This is a genomic window from Dickeya fangzhongdai, assembly GCF_002812485.1.
Lineage (GTDB): Bacteria > Pseudomonadota > Gammaproteobacteria > Enterobacterales > Enterobacteriaceae > Dickeya > Dickeya fangzhongdai.
On the sequence record NZ_CP025003.1, the window covers coordinates 1,510,052 to 1,524,495 of the forward strand.

At 60.4% G+C, this 14,444-nt stretch carries 15 protein-coding genes; 6 read left to right on the forward strand and 9 right to left on the reverse strand.

Features of this window, described 5'->3' with window-relative positions; genetic code table 11:
* Positions 1–38: 38 nt before the first annotated feature.
* From CVE23_RS07015 to modE, 7 genes are all read right to left on the reverse strand, one after another.
* Positions 39–482 carry a hypothetical protein gene (locus CVE23_RS07015; protein ID WP_038918337.1) on the reverse strand — a complete coding sequence of 148 codons (444 nt, stop codon included), beginning with the start codon at positions 480–482 and terminating at the stop codon, positions 39–41.
* Positions 483–594: 112 nt separating this feature from the next.
* The gene (gene galM, locus CVE23_RS07020; RefSeq protein WP_100849167.1) at positions 595–1,677 is read right to left on the reverse strand and encodes a galactose-1-epimerase; all 1,083 of its coding nucleotides are present in this window, start codon (positions 1,675–1,677) and stop codon (positions 595–597) included.
* Positions 1,667–2,818: a galactokinase gene (gene galK / locus CVE23_RS07025; RefSeq protein WP_049854829.1), complete on the reverse strand. Its 1,152-nt coding sequence runs from the start codon at positions 2,816–2,818 to the stop codon at positions 1,667–1,669. The genes galM and galK overlap by 11 nt, the downstream gene beginning before the upstream one ends.
* Positions 2,815–3,867: a galactose-1-phosphate uridylyltransferase gene (gene galT, locus CVE23_RS07030; protein ID WP_038918340.1), complete on the reverse strand. Its 1,053-nt coding sequence runs from the start codon at positions 3,865–3,867 to the stop codon at positions 2,815–2,817. The genes galK and galT overlap by 4 nt, the downstream gene beginning before the upstream one ends.
* 81 nt (positions 3,868–3,948) lie before the next feature.
* The gene (gene galE, locus CVE23_RS07035; protein WP_049854830.1) at positions 3,949–4,965 is read right to left on the reverse strand and encodes a UDP-glucose 4-epimerase GalE; all 1,017 of its coding nucleotides are present in this window, start codon (positions 4,963–4,965) and stop codon (positions 3,949–3,951) included.
* Between the two features lie 257 nt (positions 4,966–5,222).
* Positions 5,223–6,692, reverse strand: coding sequence for a molybdate ABC transporter ATP-binding protein ModF (gene modF / locus CVE23_RS07040; RefSeq protein WP_100849168.1), 1,470 nt, complete (start codon positions 6,690–6,692; stop codon positions 5,223–5,225).
* Positions 6,693–6,776: 84 nt separating this feature from the next.
* Positions 6,777–7,568 (reverse strand): molybdenum-dependent transcriptional regulator, encoded by a 792-nt coding sequence (gene modE, locus CVE23_RS07045; protein ID WP_100849169.1) that lies wholly within the window; start codon positions 7,566–7,568, stop codon positions 6,777–6,779.
* Positions 7,569–7,765: 197 nt separating this feature from the next.
* Between modE and CVE23_RS07050 the strand changes: the two genes are divergently transcribed.
* From CVE23_RS07050 to modC, 4 genes are all read left to right on the forward strand, one after another.
* Positions 7,766–7,915: an AcrZ family multidrug efflux pump-associated protein gene (locus tag CVE23_RS07050; RefSeq protein ID WP_038668761.1), complete on the forward strand. Its 150-nt coding sequence runs from the start codon at positions 7,766–7,768 to the stop codon at positions 7,913–7,915.
* 152 nt (positions 7,916–8,067) lie between these two features.
* Positions 8,068–8,853 (forward strand): molybdate ABC transporter substrate-binding protein, encoded by a 786-nt coding sequence (gene modA, locus CVE23_RS07055; protein ID WP_038660723.1) that lies wholly within the window; start codon positions 8,068–8,070, stop codon positions 8,851–8,853.
* A complete protein-coding gene (gene modB / locus CVE23_RS07060) occupies positions 8,840–9,529 on the forward strand; it encodes a molybdate ABC transporter permease subunit (protein WP_038660719.1) in 690 nt (229 codons plus the stop codon). The genes modA and modB overlap by 14 nt, the downstream gene beginning before the upstream one ends.
* Positions 9,529–10,587 carry a molybdenum ABC transporter ATP-binding protein ModC gene (modC, locus tag CVE23_RS07065; RefSeq protein WP_038918344.1) on the forward strand — a complete coding sequence of 353 codons (1,059 nt, stop codon included), beginning with the start codon at positions 9,529–9,531 and terminating at the stop codon, positions 10,585–10,587. Before modB ends, modC begins: the two co-directional genes overlap by 1 nt.
* 57 nt (positions 10,588–10,644) lie before the next feature.
* On the opposite strand, the gene CVE23_RS07070 is transcribed toward modC, so the two are convergent.
* Entirely contained in the window at positions 10,645–11,466 is an 822-nt protein-coding gene (locus tag CVE23_RS07070) for a pyridoxal phosphatase (RefSeq protein ID WP_038918345.1), read from the reverse strand.
* Positions 11,467–11,717: 251 nt separating this feature from the next.
* Between CVE23_RS07070 and pgl the strand changes: the two genes are divergently transcribed.
* Both pgl and CVE23_RS22865 read left to right on the forward strand, forming a co-directional pair.
* Positions 11,718–12,713: a 6-phosphogluconolactonase gene (gene pgl, locus CVE23_RS07075; protein ID WP_100849170.1), complete on the forward strand. Its 996-nt coding sequence runs from the start codon at positions 11,718–11,720 to the stop codon at positions 12,711–12,713.
* A 195-nt stretch (positions 12,714–12,908) separates the two neighbouring features.
* Complete coding sequence (locus CVE23_RS22865) at positions 12,909–13,085, forward strand: hypothetical protein (RefSeq protein ID WP_157987322.1); 177 nt, start codon at positions 12,909–12,911, stop codon at positions 13,083–13,085.
* A 104-nt stretch (positions 13,086–13,189) separates the two neighbouring features.
* Here CVE23_RS22865 and CVE23_RS07080 read toward each other — a convergent pair whose 3' ends face one another.
* Positions 13,190–14,440 (reverse strand): LVIVD repeat-containing protein, encoded by a 1,251-nt coding sequence (locus CVE23_RS07080; protein WP_100849171.1) that lies wholly within the window; start codon positions 14,438–14,440, stop codon positions 13,190–13,192.
* Positions 14,441–14,444: the final 4 nt, after the last annotated feature.

The window sequence follows — 14,444 nt, forward strand, 5'->3', positions numbered from 1 at the left end:
ATTGCGCCAAAGCGCACGACGGTTGTTTATCGCGGAAGCTATTCTCTGAATCGGCAAAAACGGATTTCGGCGGGCGGGCCGGCGACCGGCGGCGTAAACCAACTGTTGCTGCTGGCGGTAACGGGCTCCGGCGGTTGAGCCGGCAACAGTTCACTGTTAACCGGCAGCGCCAGTAATGACAGTGACGGTAAATCCTGACTGGCGGAGTCGGGCAGACAGTGTTTTTCACACACCGGGCTGACGTCAGCGGCGGACTGCATGGCATGCGCGGCCGGCATATCGGGCATGACGACGTCTGGCTGCATACGGTGGGCATCATGTTGAATACTCACCGGCGCCGCGGTTACGGCCAGCTCGCAACGGTGACCGGCCACCGCCAGTTGGGCATTCAGCAGCAACCAGCATAACGCCAACATCCAACCCCATCCGCTTTTATGGCGCAGATGTCGCAGGTTGAATGAATGATGGCGCGAGGCTGTCATGGCGTGAATATCCTTATAAAAAGTGCTGCCAGTGTAAGAGGCGTAATCCGCGCCGGACAAGCAGGAATTTGCACAGATTTGTAAAGAGCCAGCCGTGCTGGCTCTCAGTTTATCAATCTGTCGGGTTTTCAGCAGGACTGACGATAAACGCATAGCGGGTAAGCGAGCGGTAGCGCTTGCCGGGTTTCAGCCAGCAGTCGGGTTGCGGCCAGTCCGGATGATTGGGGCTGTCCGGCAGAAATTCGCTTTCCAGCGCCAGCCCGGCGTAGTTGGCATAAGGCGTGCCGTCGCGTGACGGCGTGCCGGCCAGAAAGTTGCCGCTGTAGAGTTGCAATGCCGGCGCGCTGGTGTACACCCGCATCTGCACCTTGCCGTCCGCCGACCACAGGCTGGCGGCCGGGCTTTCGCCGGAGCCGCCGGTGCGGTGCAGCAGAAAAGCGTGGTCGTAACCACGAACGGCCTGCTGGTCCGCATCGGCCAGAAAATCCTGTAACAGCGTTTTGGGCTGACGAAAATCGAAACTGCCGTCCGTCACGTCCCGCAACGCGTCGCCGGGAATACCGTCCTGATTCACCGGCAGATAGTAATCCGCCATCAGTTGCAACTGGTGATGCCGCACGTCGGTCGGCGCGCCGTCGAGGTTGAAATAGGCATGGTTGGTCAGGCACACCGGGCAGGGCTGGTCCACTTCCGCCTGATACTCGATGTCCAGCGCATTCTGGTCGGTGAGCTGATAACTGACCTGCGCGGTCAGCGCGCCGGGAAAGCCCTGATCGCCGTCCGGCGAATGCAACTGGTAGATGACCTGATCGTCGCTCTGTTGCAGTATCTGCCAGCGTCGGGCGTGAAAGCCGTCCGGCCCGCCATGCAACTGATGTACGCCCTGATTGGCGTGCAGGCGGATGAGCGCATCGCCCTGACGCAGGGCGGCGTTGGCGATACGGTTGGCGTAGCGCCCCACCGACGCGCCCAGATAAGCGGCCTGATGCGGGTACTGTTCGGGGGCGCAGCCCAGCAGCACTTCACGCGTTGCGCCGCCGGGCAGCGGCAACTGGCAGGAGAGCCAGGTGGCTCCCCAATCCATCAACGTTACCCGCGTACCGTGGCGATTTTGCAGTACGGTCAGCTGAAACGGCTGACCATCCGGGGCGAGCGCCGTTTGCGACGCACGCGGTTCAACAGGGTCATTCGACATAACCGGCTCCTGGCGAGGCCTGACAGACGTAACAGGTGGGTTGCAATCCGGTTTTTGCCGGATAGTCCCGCATCACGGCATTTTGCACCGCTGTCACGTGCTGTTGTGGGATCAACGCCACGATACAGCCACCAAATCCACCGCCGGTCATGCGCACGCCGCCTTCGTCGCCGATCACGGCTTTGACAATGTCTACCAGCGTGTCGATGGGCGGCACGGTGATTGCGAAGTCATCCCGCATCGACGCATGGGAGGCGGCCATCAGTTCGCCCATCTGGCGCAGATCGCCGCGCGTCAGCGCGTCGGCCGCCGCCAGGGTACGGGCGTTCTCGGTAATGATATGGCGGGCGCGACGGGCCACCACTTCATCCAGTCCATCGACTTTGGCGGCGAAATCCGCTTCGCTGACGTCACGCAGCGCCTTGACCTGAAAATGACGCGCCGCCGCTTCGCACTGCTGGCGGCGGGTATTGTATTCGCTGTCCACCAGACCGCGTTTGACGTTGGAGTTGATGATCATCACCGCCACGTTGTCCGGCATGGACACCGCGCGCGTTTCCAGCGAACGGCAGTCAATCAACAGCGCATGACCGCGCTTGCCCTGCGCCGAAATCATCTGGTCCATGATGCCGCAGTTGCAGCCGACGAACTGGTTTTCCGCTTCCTGACCGTTGAGCGCCAGCGCCACATTGTCCAGCGGTAGCTGGTACAGCGCCTGAATCGCCTTGCCGACCGCCACTTCCAGCGACGCCGACGAACTCAGACCCGCGCCCTGCGGTACGTCGCCGCTGATCACCAGATCCGCGCCGCCAAAGGCATCGCTGCGTGTTTTCAGATGCTTGATCACGCCGCGGACATAATTCGCCCACTGCCATTGCGGATGATGTTCGATCGGCGCATCCAGCGAAAACAGATCCTGCTGGTTGTCGTAGTCCACCGCGATGACGCGGATTTGCCGGTCATCGCGCGGTGCGGCGCTGATGGTGGTCGAATAGTTGATGGCGCACGGCAGCACAAAGCCATCATTGTAGTCGGTGTGTTCCCCTATCAGGTTGACCCGGCCCGGCGCCTGCACGGTAAGCGTCGCCGGGTAACCGAACTGCTGCTGGAAAACCGCCTGGGTGCGTGCTGATAAGGTCATGCCTGAACTCCTGAATCACGGTAATGAATGTCGCTGACGGCACGTAGCCGTTCCGCGGCCTGCTCGGCGGTCAAATCGCGCTGGGTTTCCGCCAGCATTTCGTAGCCCACCATGAATTTGCGCACTGTGGCGGAACGCAACAGCGGCGGATAAAAATGCGCGTGCAACTGCCAATGCGGGTGATCGCCGTCGGTAAACGGCGCGCCGTGCCAGCCCATCGAGTAGGGGAACGAGGTCTGGAACAGGTTGTCGTAGCGGCTGGTGAGCTTCTTCAACGCCAGCGCCAGATCCTGACGCTGTTCCGCGGTGACGTCCGGCAGGCGCAGGGTGTGGGCTTTGGGCAGCAGCAGCGTTTCAAACGGCCAGGCCGCCCAGTAGGGCACCACCGCCAGCCAGTGCTCGGTTTCCACCACATGGCGCGCGCCGTCCTGCAATTCGCGTTGCAGGTAATCCACCAGCAACGGCGAGCCGTACTGCTGAAAATAGTCGCGTTGCAGCCGGTCTTCCCGTTCCGCTTCGTTGGGCAGAAAATCATTGGCCCAGATCTGGCCGTGCGGATGCGGGTTGGAACAGCCCATCGCCGCGCCTTTGTTTTCGAATACCTGCACCCACGGGTACGTTTGCCCCAGTTCGGCGCTCTGCTGTTGCCAGGTGGCGACCACCTGTTCCAGCGCGCCGAGCGACAGTTCCGGCAGGGTTTTGCTGTGGTCCGGCGAAAAGCAGATCACCCGGCTGGTGCCGCGTGCGCTCTGGCAGCGCATCAGCGGATCGCTATTTTCCGGCGCTTCCGGGGTGTCGGTCATCAGCGCGGCGAAATCGTTGGTGAAAACAAAAGTGTCCTGATAGTCAGGGTTGGTATCTCCGGTCGCCCGCGTGTTGCCGGGGCAAAGGAAACAGGTTGGGTCATGCGACGGCAGCGGGTCGGACGACACGCTTTCCTGCTGCCCCAGCCACGGACGTTTGGCGCGGTGCGGCGATACCAGCACCCACTGACCGGTCAGCGGGTTGTAGCGACGATGCGGATGTTCAACGGGGTCAAAATACGCCATGGGATACCTTATTTCTGTCATCGAAAAACGTTGCTATCGGAAAAACGATGCGTCCTGAAAACGGTGTCTTATCACTGCCTGTCAGTCTGAAAAGCCATTCGGATGGCGGGACTGCCAGCGCCAGGTATCGGCGGCCATTTCGTCCAGCGTCCGGCTGACGCGCCAGTTAAGCTCGCGGGCGGCTTTTTCCGCGTCGGCCCAGTAAGCGGGCAGGTCGCCGTCACGGCGGGGCGCGAAATGGTACGGCAGTTGCTTGCCGCAGGCGCGGCTGAAGGCTTCCACTACCTGCAGTACGCTGTAACCTACGCCGGCGCCGAGGTTATAGGTGTGTACGCCGGGCTTGCCGTGCAGGGTATTCATGGCGGCGACATGACCCTCGGCCAAATCCACCACGTGGATATAATCCCGCACGCCGGTGCCGTCGACGGTCGGATAATCGTTGCCGAAAATCGCCAGCGAGTCGCGGCGGCCCACCGCCACCTGAGCGATGTAAGGCATCAGGTTATTGGGTACGCCCTGCGGATCTTCGCCCATTTCGCCCGAAGGATGCGCGCCCACCGGGTTGAAGTAGCGCAGCAGCACCACGCTCCAGTCCGGTTCCGCGCGCTGCAAATCCTGCAGGATCTGCTCCACCATCAGTTTGCTGCGGCCGTAGGGGCTGGCAGGGGTGCCGGTGGGGAAACTTTCCTGATACGGGATCTGCGGCTGGTCGCCATACACGGTGGCGGAGGAGCTGAAAATCAGCGTCTTGACGCCCGCCTGTTTCATGGCTTCCACCAGCGTCAGCGTGCCGTACACGTTGTTGTCGTAGTAGCTGATGGGCTCGCGGACCGATTCGCCCACCGCCTTGAGACCCGCGAAGTGGATCACGGCGCCGATGTCATGTTCGGCAAAAATGGTCTGCAGCAGTGCGCGGTCGCGGATATCGCCCTGATAGAATACCGGCGCCTGCCCGCTGACACGGGTAATGGCGTCGGCCACGCTGGATTTGCTGTTGCACAGGTTGTCGAGAATAACCGGCTGATGGCCGGCGGCGATCAGTTGCACACAGGTATGGCTGCCTATGTAACCGCTACCACCTGTAACCAATACTTTCATAATGACCTCTGTCGCAGAAAACTGGTTGGAAAAATAGCATGACCATAGCAGGAAAAAGGTGATCAACGCCGTAAATAGCGATAATTAAGGCGGTCGTCTCACTTTTCACCCCTTCCCTGATTGAGTGAACGACCAGCATAGCGCGATGTGGTGCCGGGTGAAATACGTTGTATTCTTTGTGGTAGCGTTATCACTAAATCGATCGTCAACGCGTGTGAGGCGACGGTTTCGACTGAGGCGAAACCGTCTGTGAAAGGTCAGCGGTTTTCTATCTGGTAGCGGTAGCCGTCGTCGTTCGGCACAAAAGTCAGACGGTGGGTGATGCAGTCCGGCGCGTCTTCCGCATGGTGGGAGACGAACAACAGTTGGGTTTGTCCCTGACCGATCAGAATATCCAGCCAGCGGCGGATAAGCTGACGGTTGAGCGGGTCCAACCCCTGCAGCGGTTCGTCCAGAATCAGCAATGCCGGGTGTTTCACCAGCGCGCGCACAATCAGCGCCAGCCGTTGCTGGCCCCAGGACAATGACTGGAACGGGGCGTCGGCCACGCTGTCCGGCAGGCCGAGCAGTTCCAGCCACTGGGCGGCGAGAAAACGCTGACGGTCCGACACCGCCTGATAAATGCCGATGGAATCGAAGAAGCCGGAGAGGATCACGTTGCGCACGCTGGTGCTGACGCGGTACTCCAGATGCAGGCTGCTGCTGACGTAGCCGATGTGGCGCTTGATGTCCCAGATGGTTTCGCCGCTGCCGCGCCGACGGCCAAACAGCGTCAGGTCATTGCTGTAGCCCTGCGGGTGGTCGCCGGTGATCAGGCTAAGCAGGGTGGATTTGCCGGCGCCGTTCGGCCCGACGATTTGCCAGTGCTGGCCCGGCAGTACTTCCCAGCTCAAATCGTTCAGAATGCGGCGATCGTTGTAGCTCACCACGCCGTGCAGCAGGCGAATGCGCGGTTGATCCGGCGACAAGGTCGGGCGCTGGGTCGGGTCTTCCGCTTCCGGCAGCGCGGTATCGGTCAGGGTTTCGCTGTGCGCCAGCTGCGACACCAGCGCATCGGACAAAATCGCCTCGCGCGCGCCTTGCCGGGTCAGGGTGCAATCCGCCAGCACGCCGACCTGGCCGACAAACGCCGGAATATCCTCAAAGCGGTTGAGAATCAGCACCAGCGCTTGCCCCTGCGCCGCCAGCGACGCCAGCAGGTCGGCCAACTGCGCACGAGAGGCGACGTCCAGCCCGTCGAACGGTTCGTCGAGAATCAGCAGGTCCGGCTGCGTCATCAGCGCCTGACACAGCATGGTCTTACGGGTTTCGCCGGTAGAGAGGTATTTGAAGCGTCGGTCGAGCAGATGGAGGATGCCGAATTGCGTCGCCAGCTGGCGGCAGCGGTCGGCGTCGTGCACGCTGTCCTGGATCACCTCGGCGGTGGTGCGCCCGGTGTCGTCCTCGTCGGCGCTCAGCATATCGGTGTTGTTGCGTTGCCACTCCAGCGACACCAACTGCTGCAGTTGCTCGAAAGAGAGGCGCGCCACGCGCTGGAAGTCACACTGGCGCTGTCCTGACAACAGCAGCAGCTCGCCGGAGAGCGCGCGCGCCAGCGCCGATTTCCCGCTGCCGTTGGCGCCGACGAACGCCCAGCACTGATCCTGATGCAGCGTGAGTTCATCCAGACGCATCATCCGGGTATCGCTTAACCGGAACTGTGCCTGATGGATGTGCAGCAATGACATGATGATTCCCTTTGCGAAATGACAGAACGTCTACGGGTAAAGGGAAGCGGCCGGCTTGTCAAGGTGCGTTGTGCCGTGCGCGCGTTAGCACAGGGTGGCAATAATCACCCGGTCGGCGTTAAAGCTGGCGTAAACCGCCATCTCCGGCTGCAGGCTCTGGCGCGTTACGTCATCATTGGGCAGGGTAGCGCACACCACTTCGCCGCCTTCCAGCGTGACCAGCACTTCGCTTTGCGCCGGGCCGGGCTGCAGATGGCTGATGCGGCCGGGCAGGACATTGTCATGAGCGGGCGCGGGCGCGGTTTGCGAGGTGACGGCAACCCAGGGCGCTTTAATCAGCGCCAGCACTTCTTTGCCGCTGGTCAGTTGCAGCCGATCGGCGCTCTGCTGGGTTAGTGCGGCCTGAATGCGGGTACGGCCGTCCGCCAGCAGGATCGACAGATGCTGTTGTACCTGCTGCTGGTCGCGTTCCAGGACGGTGCCGAAAAACTGATTACGGGCGCTGGTTTGCAGCGAAAAGCGGGCGATGGCCGCCAGCAGGCTGTCCAGCGGCAGGTTATCATCCTGCAGCACATCGAAGGCTTTCTGCTGGATCTGCGCCAGCAGGTCATACAGTTGCAACAGGCGTTCGCCGTAGCGGGTCAGCATCGCGCCGCCGCCGCCTTTGCCGCCGGTAGTGCGCTCGACGATGGTCTGCTCCGCCAACTGGTTCATCTCGTTAATCGCGTCCCAGGCGCTTTTGTAGCTGATGTCGGCCAGCCGGGCTCCCTGACTGATGGAGCCGGTCTGCTGCACTTGCTTGAGCAGCGCGATGCGACGCGGGTCGGCGAATAGCCGCTGCTGGAGTTTCAGGGTAAGGAGAATTTCTGCTTGCATGGTCACATCCGTATCTGGGTCGCTAATCGTTTGTATTGTCATTGTTTTGCGTGAAACAGGCAAACCGCACAAATGGCCGCTCTAATTCCGGCGATTCAGGTAAACTCATCAGCAGTCATGGGGGTTAGCATAGTCTACCCTGAATCAATGAGAGACTGGCGGCGCGACGGCCAGCCACGATGAAAGACGAGGTCGATATGTTGGAATTGCTGAAAAGCCTGCTGTTTGCGGTGTGCATGGTGCCGGTAATGATGGCGCTGATTCTGGGAGCCATTTATGGGTTGGGCGAAGTCTTCAACCTGTTTTCCGCCATCGGTCATCGCGAGTCGGCTGCGGCGCGCAAATAATCCCTTCCCAGATTTCCCTTTCTGACGAATCCGGCATTTGCCGGATTTTTTTTGCTTAAGACTTTTTTTGCTTAAGAACAATGACAAGGCGGCCAAGATTCGGTATTTATCGTTATGTTACTAACTACACAACGAAAACCTCGGGAGACAAAATGAAACAGCAATGGACTTACTGGCTGACCGCTGCCGCGTTAACGCTGGGTATGAGCGCGAATACGGCGCTGGCGCAGGACAAGGTAACCGTGTTTGCCGCCGCCTCGCTGACCAATGCGTTGCAGGATATCGCCGCGCAATATCAGAAGGAAAAACAGGTTTCTATCGTGGCGTCTTACGCCTCGTCGTCGACGCTGGCGCGTCAGATTGAACAAGGGGCGCCTGCCGACCTGTTCATCTCGGCGGATCAGCAGTGGATGGATTACGCTCAGGGCAAGCAACTGACCGAAAACGACACCCGTTACACCCTGTTGGGCAATGAACTGGTGGTGATTGCGCCTAAGTCTTCCGACACCAAAGGGTTCAAGATCGACGATAAAACCGACTGGAAAGGCCTGCTGAAAGGCGGACGTCTGTCGGTGGGCGACCCGGATCACGTGCCGGCCGGCATCTACGCCAAAGAAGCGTTGCAGAAACTGAATGCCTGGGACGCGCTGTCGCCGCTGATGGCCCGCGCCAATGATGTGCGTGCCGCCATGGTGCTGGTAGAACGCGAAGAAGCCCCGTTGGGGATTGTTTACGGTTCGGATGCGGTCGCCAGCACCAAAGTGAAAGTGGTCGGCATTTTCCCGGCCAATACCCACAAACCGGTGGAATACCCGATGGCTATCGTCAAAGGGCACAATACCCCGGCGGTCAAAGCCTTCTTTGACTACCTGAAAACGCCTCAGGCGGCGGTGGTGTTTAAACAATACGGATTCACGCCGGTTAATGCTGCTCAGTGATTACGAATGGCAGGCGGTCTCGCTGAGCCTCAAGGTATCGCTGGTAGCGGTCAGTTGTAGTCTGCCGCTGGGCATTCTGGCCGCCTGGGTGCTGGCGCGTTGCCGCTTTGTCGGCAAGTCGCTGCTGGACAGCGTGATCCACCTGCCGCTTGTGCTGCCGCCGGTGGTGATCGGCTATCTGTTGCTGATCATCATGGGGCGCAAAGGCGTGGTAGGCAGCTGGCTCTATAGCTGGTTCGGTTTCAGCTTCAGTTTCAGCTGGCATGGCGCGGCGCTGGCCTCGGCGGTGGTGGCGTTCCCGCTGATGGTGCGCGCCATCCGGCTGGCGCTGGAAGCGGTGGATACCCGGTTGGAGCTGGCCGCGCGCACGCTTGGCGCCGGCCGCTGGCGGGTATTTTTCACCATCACGCTGCCGCTGACCCTGCCCGGCATCATTGTCGGCACCGTACTGGCGTTCGCCCGTTCGCTGGGGGAGTTCGGCGCCACCATCACCTTTGTTTCCAACATTCCGGGGGAAACCCGCACCATTCCGAATGCCATGTATACGCTGATTGAAACGCCGGGCGCGGAAATGCAGGCCGCCCGGTTGTGTATCATCGCCATCGCGCTGTCGCTGGTGTCGCTGTTGTTGTCGGAATGGCTCACGCGCTGGAGCCGCAAGCGGCTGGGGGGATAATGCTGCAACTGGATTTTACTCAGCAACTGGGCGACCTGACGCTCAACGTCGCCACCCAGCTTCCCGCCAGCGGGATTACCGCCGTATTCGGGGTATCCGGCGCCGGTAAAACATCGCTGATCAACGCTATCGTTGGCCTGACCCGACCGGATAAAGGACGGATTCAGCTTAACGACCGGGTGCTGTCCGATCGGGATAAGGGCGTGTTCCTGCCGCCGGAAAAACGCCGTATCGGCTATGTTTTTCAGGATGCGCGGCTATTTCCGCACTACCGGGTGTTGGGAAATCTGCGTTACGGCATGGCGGCGCAGATGCAGGCGCAGTTCGACGATATCGTGCAGTTGCTCGGCATCGGGCATTTGCTCAAACGTTACCCGCTCACCTTGTCCGGCGGCGAAAAACAGCGGGTGGCGATTGGCCGCGCGTTGCTGACCGCGCCGGAGCTGCTGCTGATGGATGAACCGCTGGCGTCGCTGGATGTGCCGCGCAAGCGCGAGCTGCTGCCTTATCTGGAGCGTCTGGCGCGCGAGGTCAACACGCCGATCCTGTATGTCAGTCACAGCCTGGAAGAAGTGCTGCGGCTGGCGGACAAGGTGCTGGTGCTGGACAAAGGGCAGGTTAAGGCACAGGGTTCGCTGGAAGAGGTGTGGGCCAGTAACGCGCTGCGGGCCTGGCTGCCGCGCGAGGAACAGAGCAGTATCCTGAAGGTGACGGTGATGGAGCACCACCCGCATTACGCCATGACCGCGCTGTCGCTGGGCGAACAGCATCTGTGGGTTGGGCGCGTCGACGCGCCGCTCGCCTCGGCGCTGCGTATCCGCATCAATGCGGCGGATGTGTCGCTGGTGACGCAGCGCCCGGCGGCGAGCAGTATCCGCAACGTGCTGTCCGCCAGGGTGATTGAATGCCTTGATGTGGGCGAGCAGGTTGAAGTCAAACTGGATATCGGCGGGCAGATCCTGTGGGCGCGTATTACTCCCTGGGCGCGGGACGAACTGGCGTTGACCTCCGGGCAGAACCTGTACGCTCAGATCAAGAGCGTGTCGATTACGGCTTAACGTCTACCCAGACCTAGACCCAGCCACGGCCCCCGTTGCGGCGGAGACCGTGGCGGTTCAGGCCAGCACCCGGCTGCGAATCACCTCGGCGATGCCGGGTTGCTCGTTATGACCAATCACCAGTCTGGCGTGCGCTTTTACTTCGTCGGCGCTGTTGCCCATTGCTACGCCCAGCCCGGCGGTCGACAGCATGCTGATGTCGTTGAAATTGTCGCCGAACGCTACCACTTCGTTCATGCTGAACCCTTGCGATTCCACCCAGCGCTGCAGCAAGCGGCCCTTGCTGTTGCCGGTCTGGGCGATATCCACCTGATCCATCCACGACCATTCGCAGGCCAGACCCAGTTCCTGCTCAACCAGATGGGCGAAGTCGTTCAGGGCGGCGGTATCGGTGTGGTGGGTGGCGAATTTCCAGATCGAACGGGTGTGGTCGGTGGCGGCCAGCAGGTTGTCCACCTGGCGAAACGTCGGGCGCTGCGACTCGGGCAGATTTTCCGCCCAGACCTGAGTGCGGGTAATGTGGCCGGTAATGTGCTGGTAGAACATGGCGTCGTCCGCGTACATCAGACCGTGAATATCAAACTGCTGCAACCGTTGCAGGACGCTTTTGGCTTGCGCCGGCGTGAGCGGATTGGCTTCGGCGGTTTGCCCGGTCTGGTAGTCGTACAGGTAGGTGCCGTTGCAGCAGATCGCCGGGGTATCCAGCGCCAGCGCCTGATAAAACGGATGGATCGCCGAATGGTGGCGGCCGGTCACGATGATGACCTTGATGCCTGCTTGTCTAGCTTGCGCCAGCGCCTGCAACGATTCCGGCAGAATGGTTTTCTTTTGCGTTAACAGCGTGCCGTCCAGATCGAGGGCAATGATGCGATAGGTCATGGTATTCTCATCGGATTATCGGGTTCACTTCTTCCCGATGGTACACTGTCGGCCGTCCTGATCAACAGGCCCTTTTTCCGTGCTGGTTCTTATGCGAAAGTCATTACCGATAGAAAGTCATTACCGATAGTAAAGTCATCACCGATAGTAAAGTCATCACCGATAAGAGCCATCACCGATAAACGAGAGCATAGCCTGAGCGTAACGAGGCGCGCGCCTGCCGCCTCATTAAGGCCAACAAGGAGAATCGAATGCAGCAAGTGGTTTATATCGCCAGTCCGGAAAGTCAGCAGATCCATGTCTGGCAACTCGCTTCCAGCGGAGAATTGAGCTTGTTACAGGTGGTTGAGGTGCCCGGACAGGTGCAGCCGATGGTAATCGCGCCGGATCGGCGCCACCTGTACGTCGGTGTGCGCCCTGAGTTTCGTGTGATCAGCTACCGCATTGATGAACAGGGAAAATTGAGCGAAGCCGGCGTAGCGCCGCTGCCGGGCAGCCCGACGCATCTGTCTACCGATCACGCCGGGCGTTTCCTGTTCAGCGCGTCTTACAGCAACGCCTGCGTCAGCGTCAGCCCGATTGGCGAAGACGGCGTGGCGCAGGCGCCGATCCAGCAACTGGATGGGCTGGAAGGCTGCCACTCCACCAATATCGACCCGGCTAACCGCGTACTGTGGGCGCCATGCCTGAAAGAAGACCGTATCCGGCTGTACGATGTCGGCGGTGAGGGTCGCCTGACCGAGCATCAGCCTGCCGAACAGCGTGCGGCTGCCGGCGCCGGGCCGCGTCATATGGCATACCATCCGAATAACCGTTTTACCTATTGCATCAACGAGCTGAACAGCTCGGTGGATGTGTTCGAACTGGATGCGCAGGGCGAAGGCCGCCGCATTCAGACGCTGAACGCCATGCCGGCCGATTTCACCGACACCTGCTGGGCGGCGGATATCCACATCACGCCGGACGGCCGCCACCTGTACACCACCGATCGCACCGCCAGCCTGCTGAGTATTTTCCAGGTGTCGGCGCAGGACGGCACGCTGACGCTGGTTGGTCACCAGCCGACGGAAACCCAGCCGCGCGGCTTTAATATCGACCACAGCGGCCAGTTCCTGATCGCTGCCGGTCAGAAATCCCATCACATTGAGGTCTATCGTATCCAGCCGGATAACGGCGGCCTGACGCCGTTGGCCCGCTATCCGGTCGGTCAGGGACCGATGTGGGTGTCGGTACTGGCGCTGGCGTAATTCGTTTTCCCGCGTGACGGCGAACGTTACGCGGGAACGTACCGGTGGTAAGGGCGAAAAGCAGGGCGGTTTTATCCTGAACGTTAGGCGGTTTTGGTATAAACACTGCTAAAAGCAATATTTCCTTTTATAACCATTCTTCGATTAACTGGCGTTACGGTTATCCATATCGCTGGCAATCAGAGGAGAGGAATTATGCTGCTTGCTGCTGCAAAGCTTTTCAGAGGCTGGAAAGCATTTTCCCCCGCAGGGGAAACGAGCCACGTCGGACAGCGCGATGCCCATCGCTGGTTTGCGACGTTACTGTCGATTTCCAGCTTATACGGGCTGGATACCGGTAATCCCGATCCGCGTTGGTTTCATAATTACTAAGCACATGCGGTGCGAATCGCGCTTTTCGACCCCTATCATGACATCGGGCTTCACGTCGTCGACGTGAAGCCCGATGTCTGGTTGGCGTTACCCGCTGACGGCGGTTAGCCGCGGTATTCGATAATCGACAGTCCGGCGTTGTAGTCGGTGCTGTAGATAATCCCTTGCGCGTCCACAAACACGTCGCAGGACTGAATCACCTGTGGCCGGCCGGGACGTTTGTCCATCATGCGTTCAGGCGCGGCAGGCACCAACGCGCCGGTTTCTTTCGGCCGATATGGGTTGCTGATGTCGTAAGCACGCACCCCGGCGTTCTGGTAGGTGGCGAAGATCAATGTCGAACTGATAAAGCTGCCCGGCCGGTTTTCATGCAAATTGTGCGGGCCGAAGTGCGCCCCTTTCTTCACATAATCGGTTTCGTTGGGCTGCGGGAAGGTGGCGATGCTCACCGGATTGGACGGCTCGCGGATATCGAACACCCAAATCAGTTTTTCGCCGTCTTCCTGATTATCCAGCACCGCTTCGTCCAGCACGATCAACAAGTCGCGATCCGGCAGCGGCAGCGCGGTATGGGTGCCGCCGCCAAACGGCGGACTCCAGTTGCGGTGGCTGATGAGTGTCGGCTGAGTGCGGTCGCTCACGTCCAGCAGCGTCAGGCCGCCGTCGCGCCAACTGCCGTAGGCGGTATCGCCGCTGACGATGGCGTGATGCAGCGCGTAGCGTTTGCCTTGCGGCCAGTCCGGCGTTTCGCCGCCGGCGGTATGCATGCCCGGCAGCCAGTAACGGCCGGCGACTTCCGGTTTACGCGGGTCGGCCAGGTCGATGGTCAGAAAAATGTAGTCGCTGTAGCCATCCAGCAGCGCGGAGACGTACGCCCAGCGACCGCCCACGTACCAGATGCGGTGGATACCGATGCCATCCAGCGGCAGAAAGCTGATTTCCCGCGGCTGGTCTGGGGTGGAAATATCAAAGATCCTCAGTCCCGCGCTCCAGCTTTTATCCTGTTTGCCGGTGCTGACCGTCTCCGCCACGGAGCGAGTGTAGTAGACTTTTTCTTGTGCGAAACGGGCATCGGCGAACAGATCGCGGGCGTTAACCACCAGCAATAGGTCATCGTGGGTTTGCAGATGGATGTTCCAGGTGCCCGGCGGCGCGGCGATGAAACCGGCCGGTTTGGGGTTTTTCGGGTCTCGCACGTCAACGATGGAAACGCCCTGGGACACCATGTGTCCAATATAGGCGTAACCTCGGTGAACCATGACCTGTACGCCATCAGGGCGCCCGCCCTGATCGCTGTGTCCAATCAGCCGCATGTTGCGGCTGTATTCCGGCATGGGCAGGGGCGTTGATGCCATATAA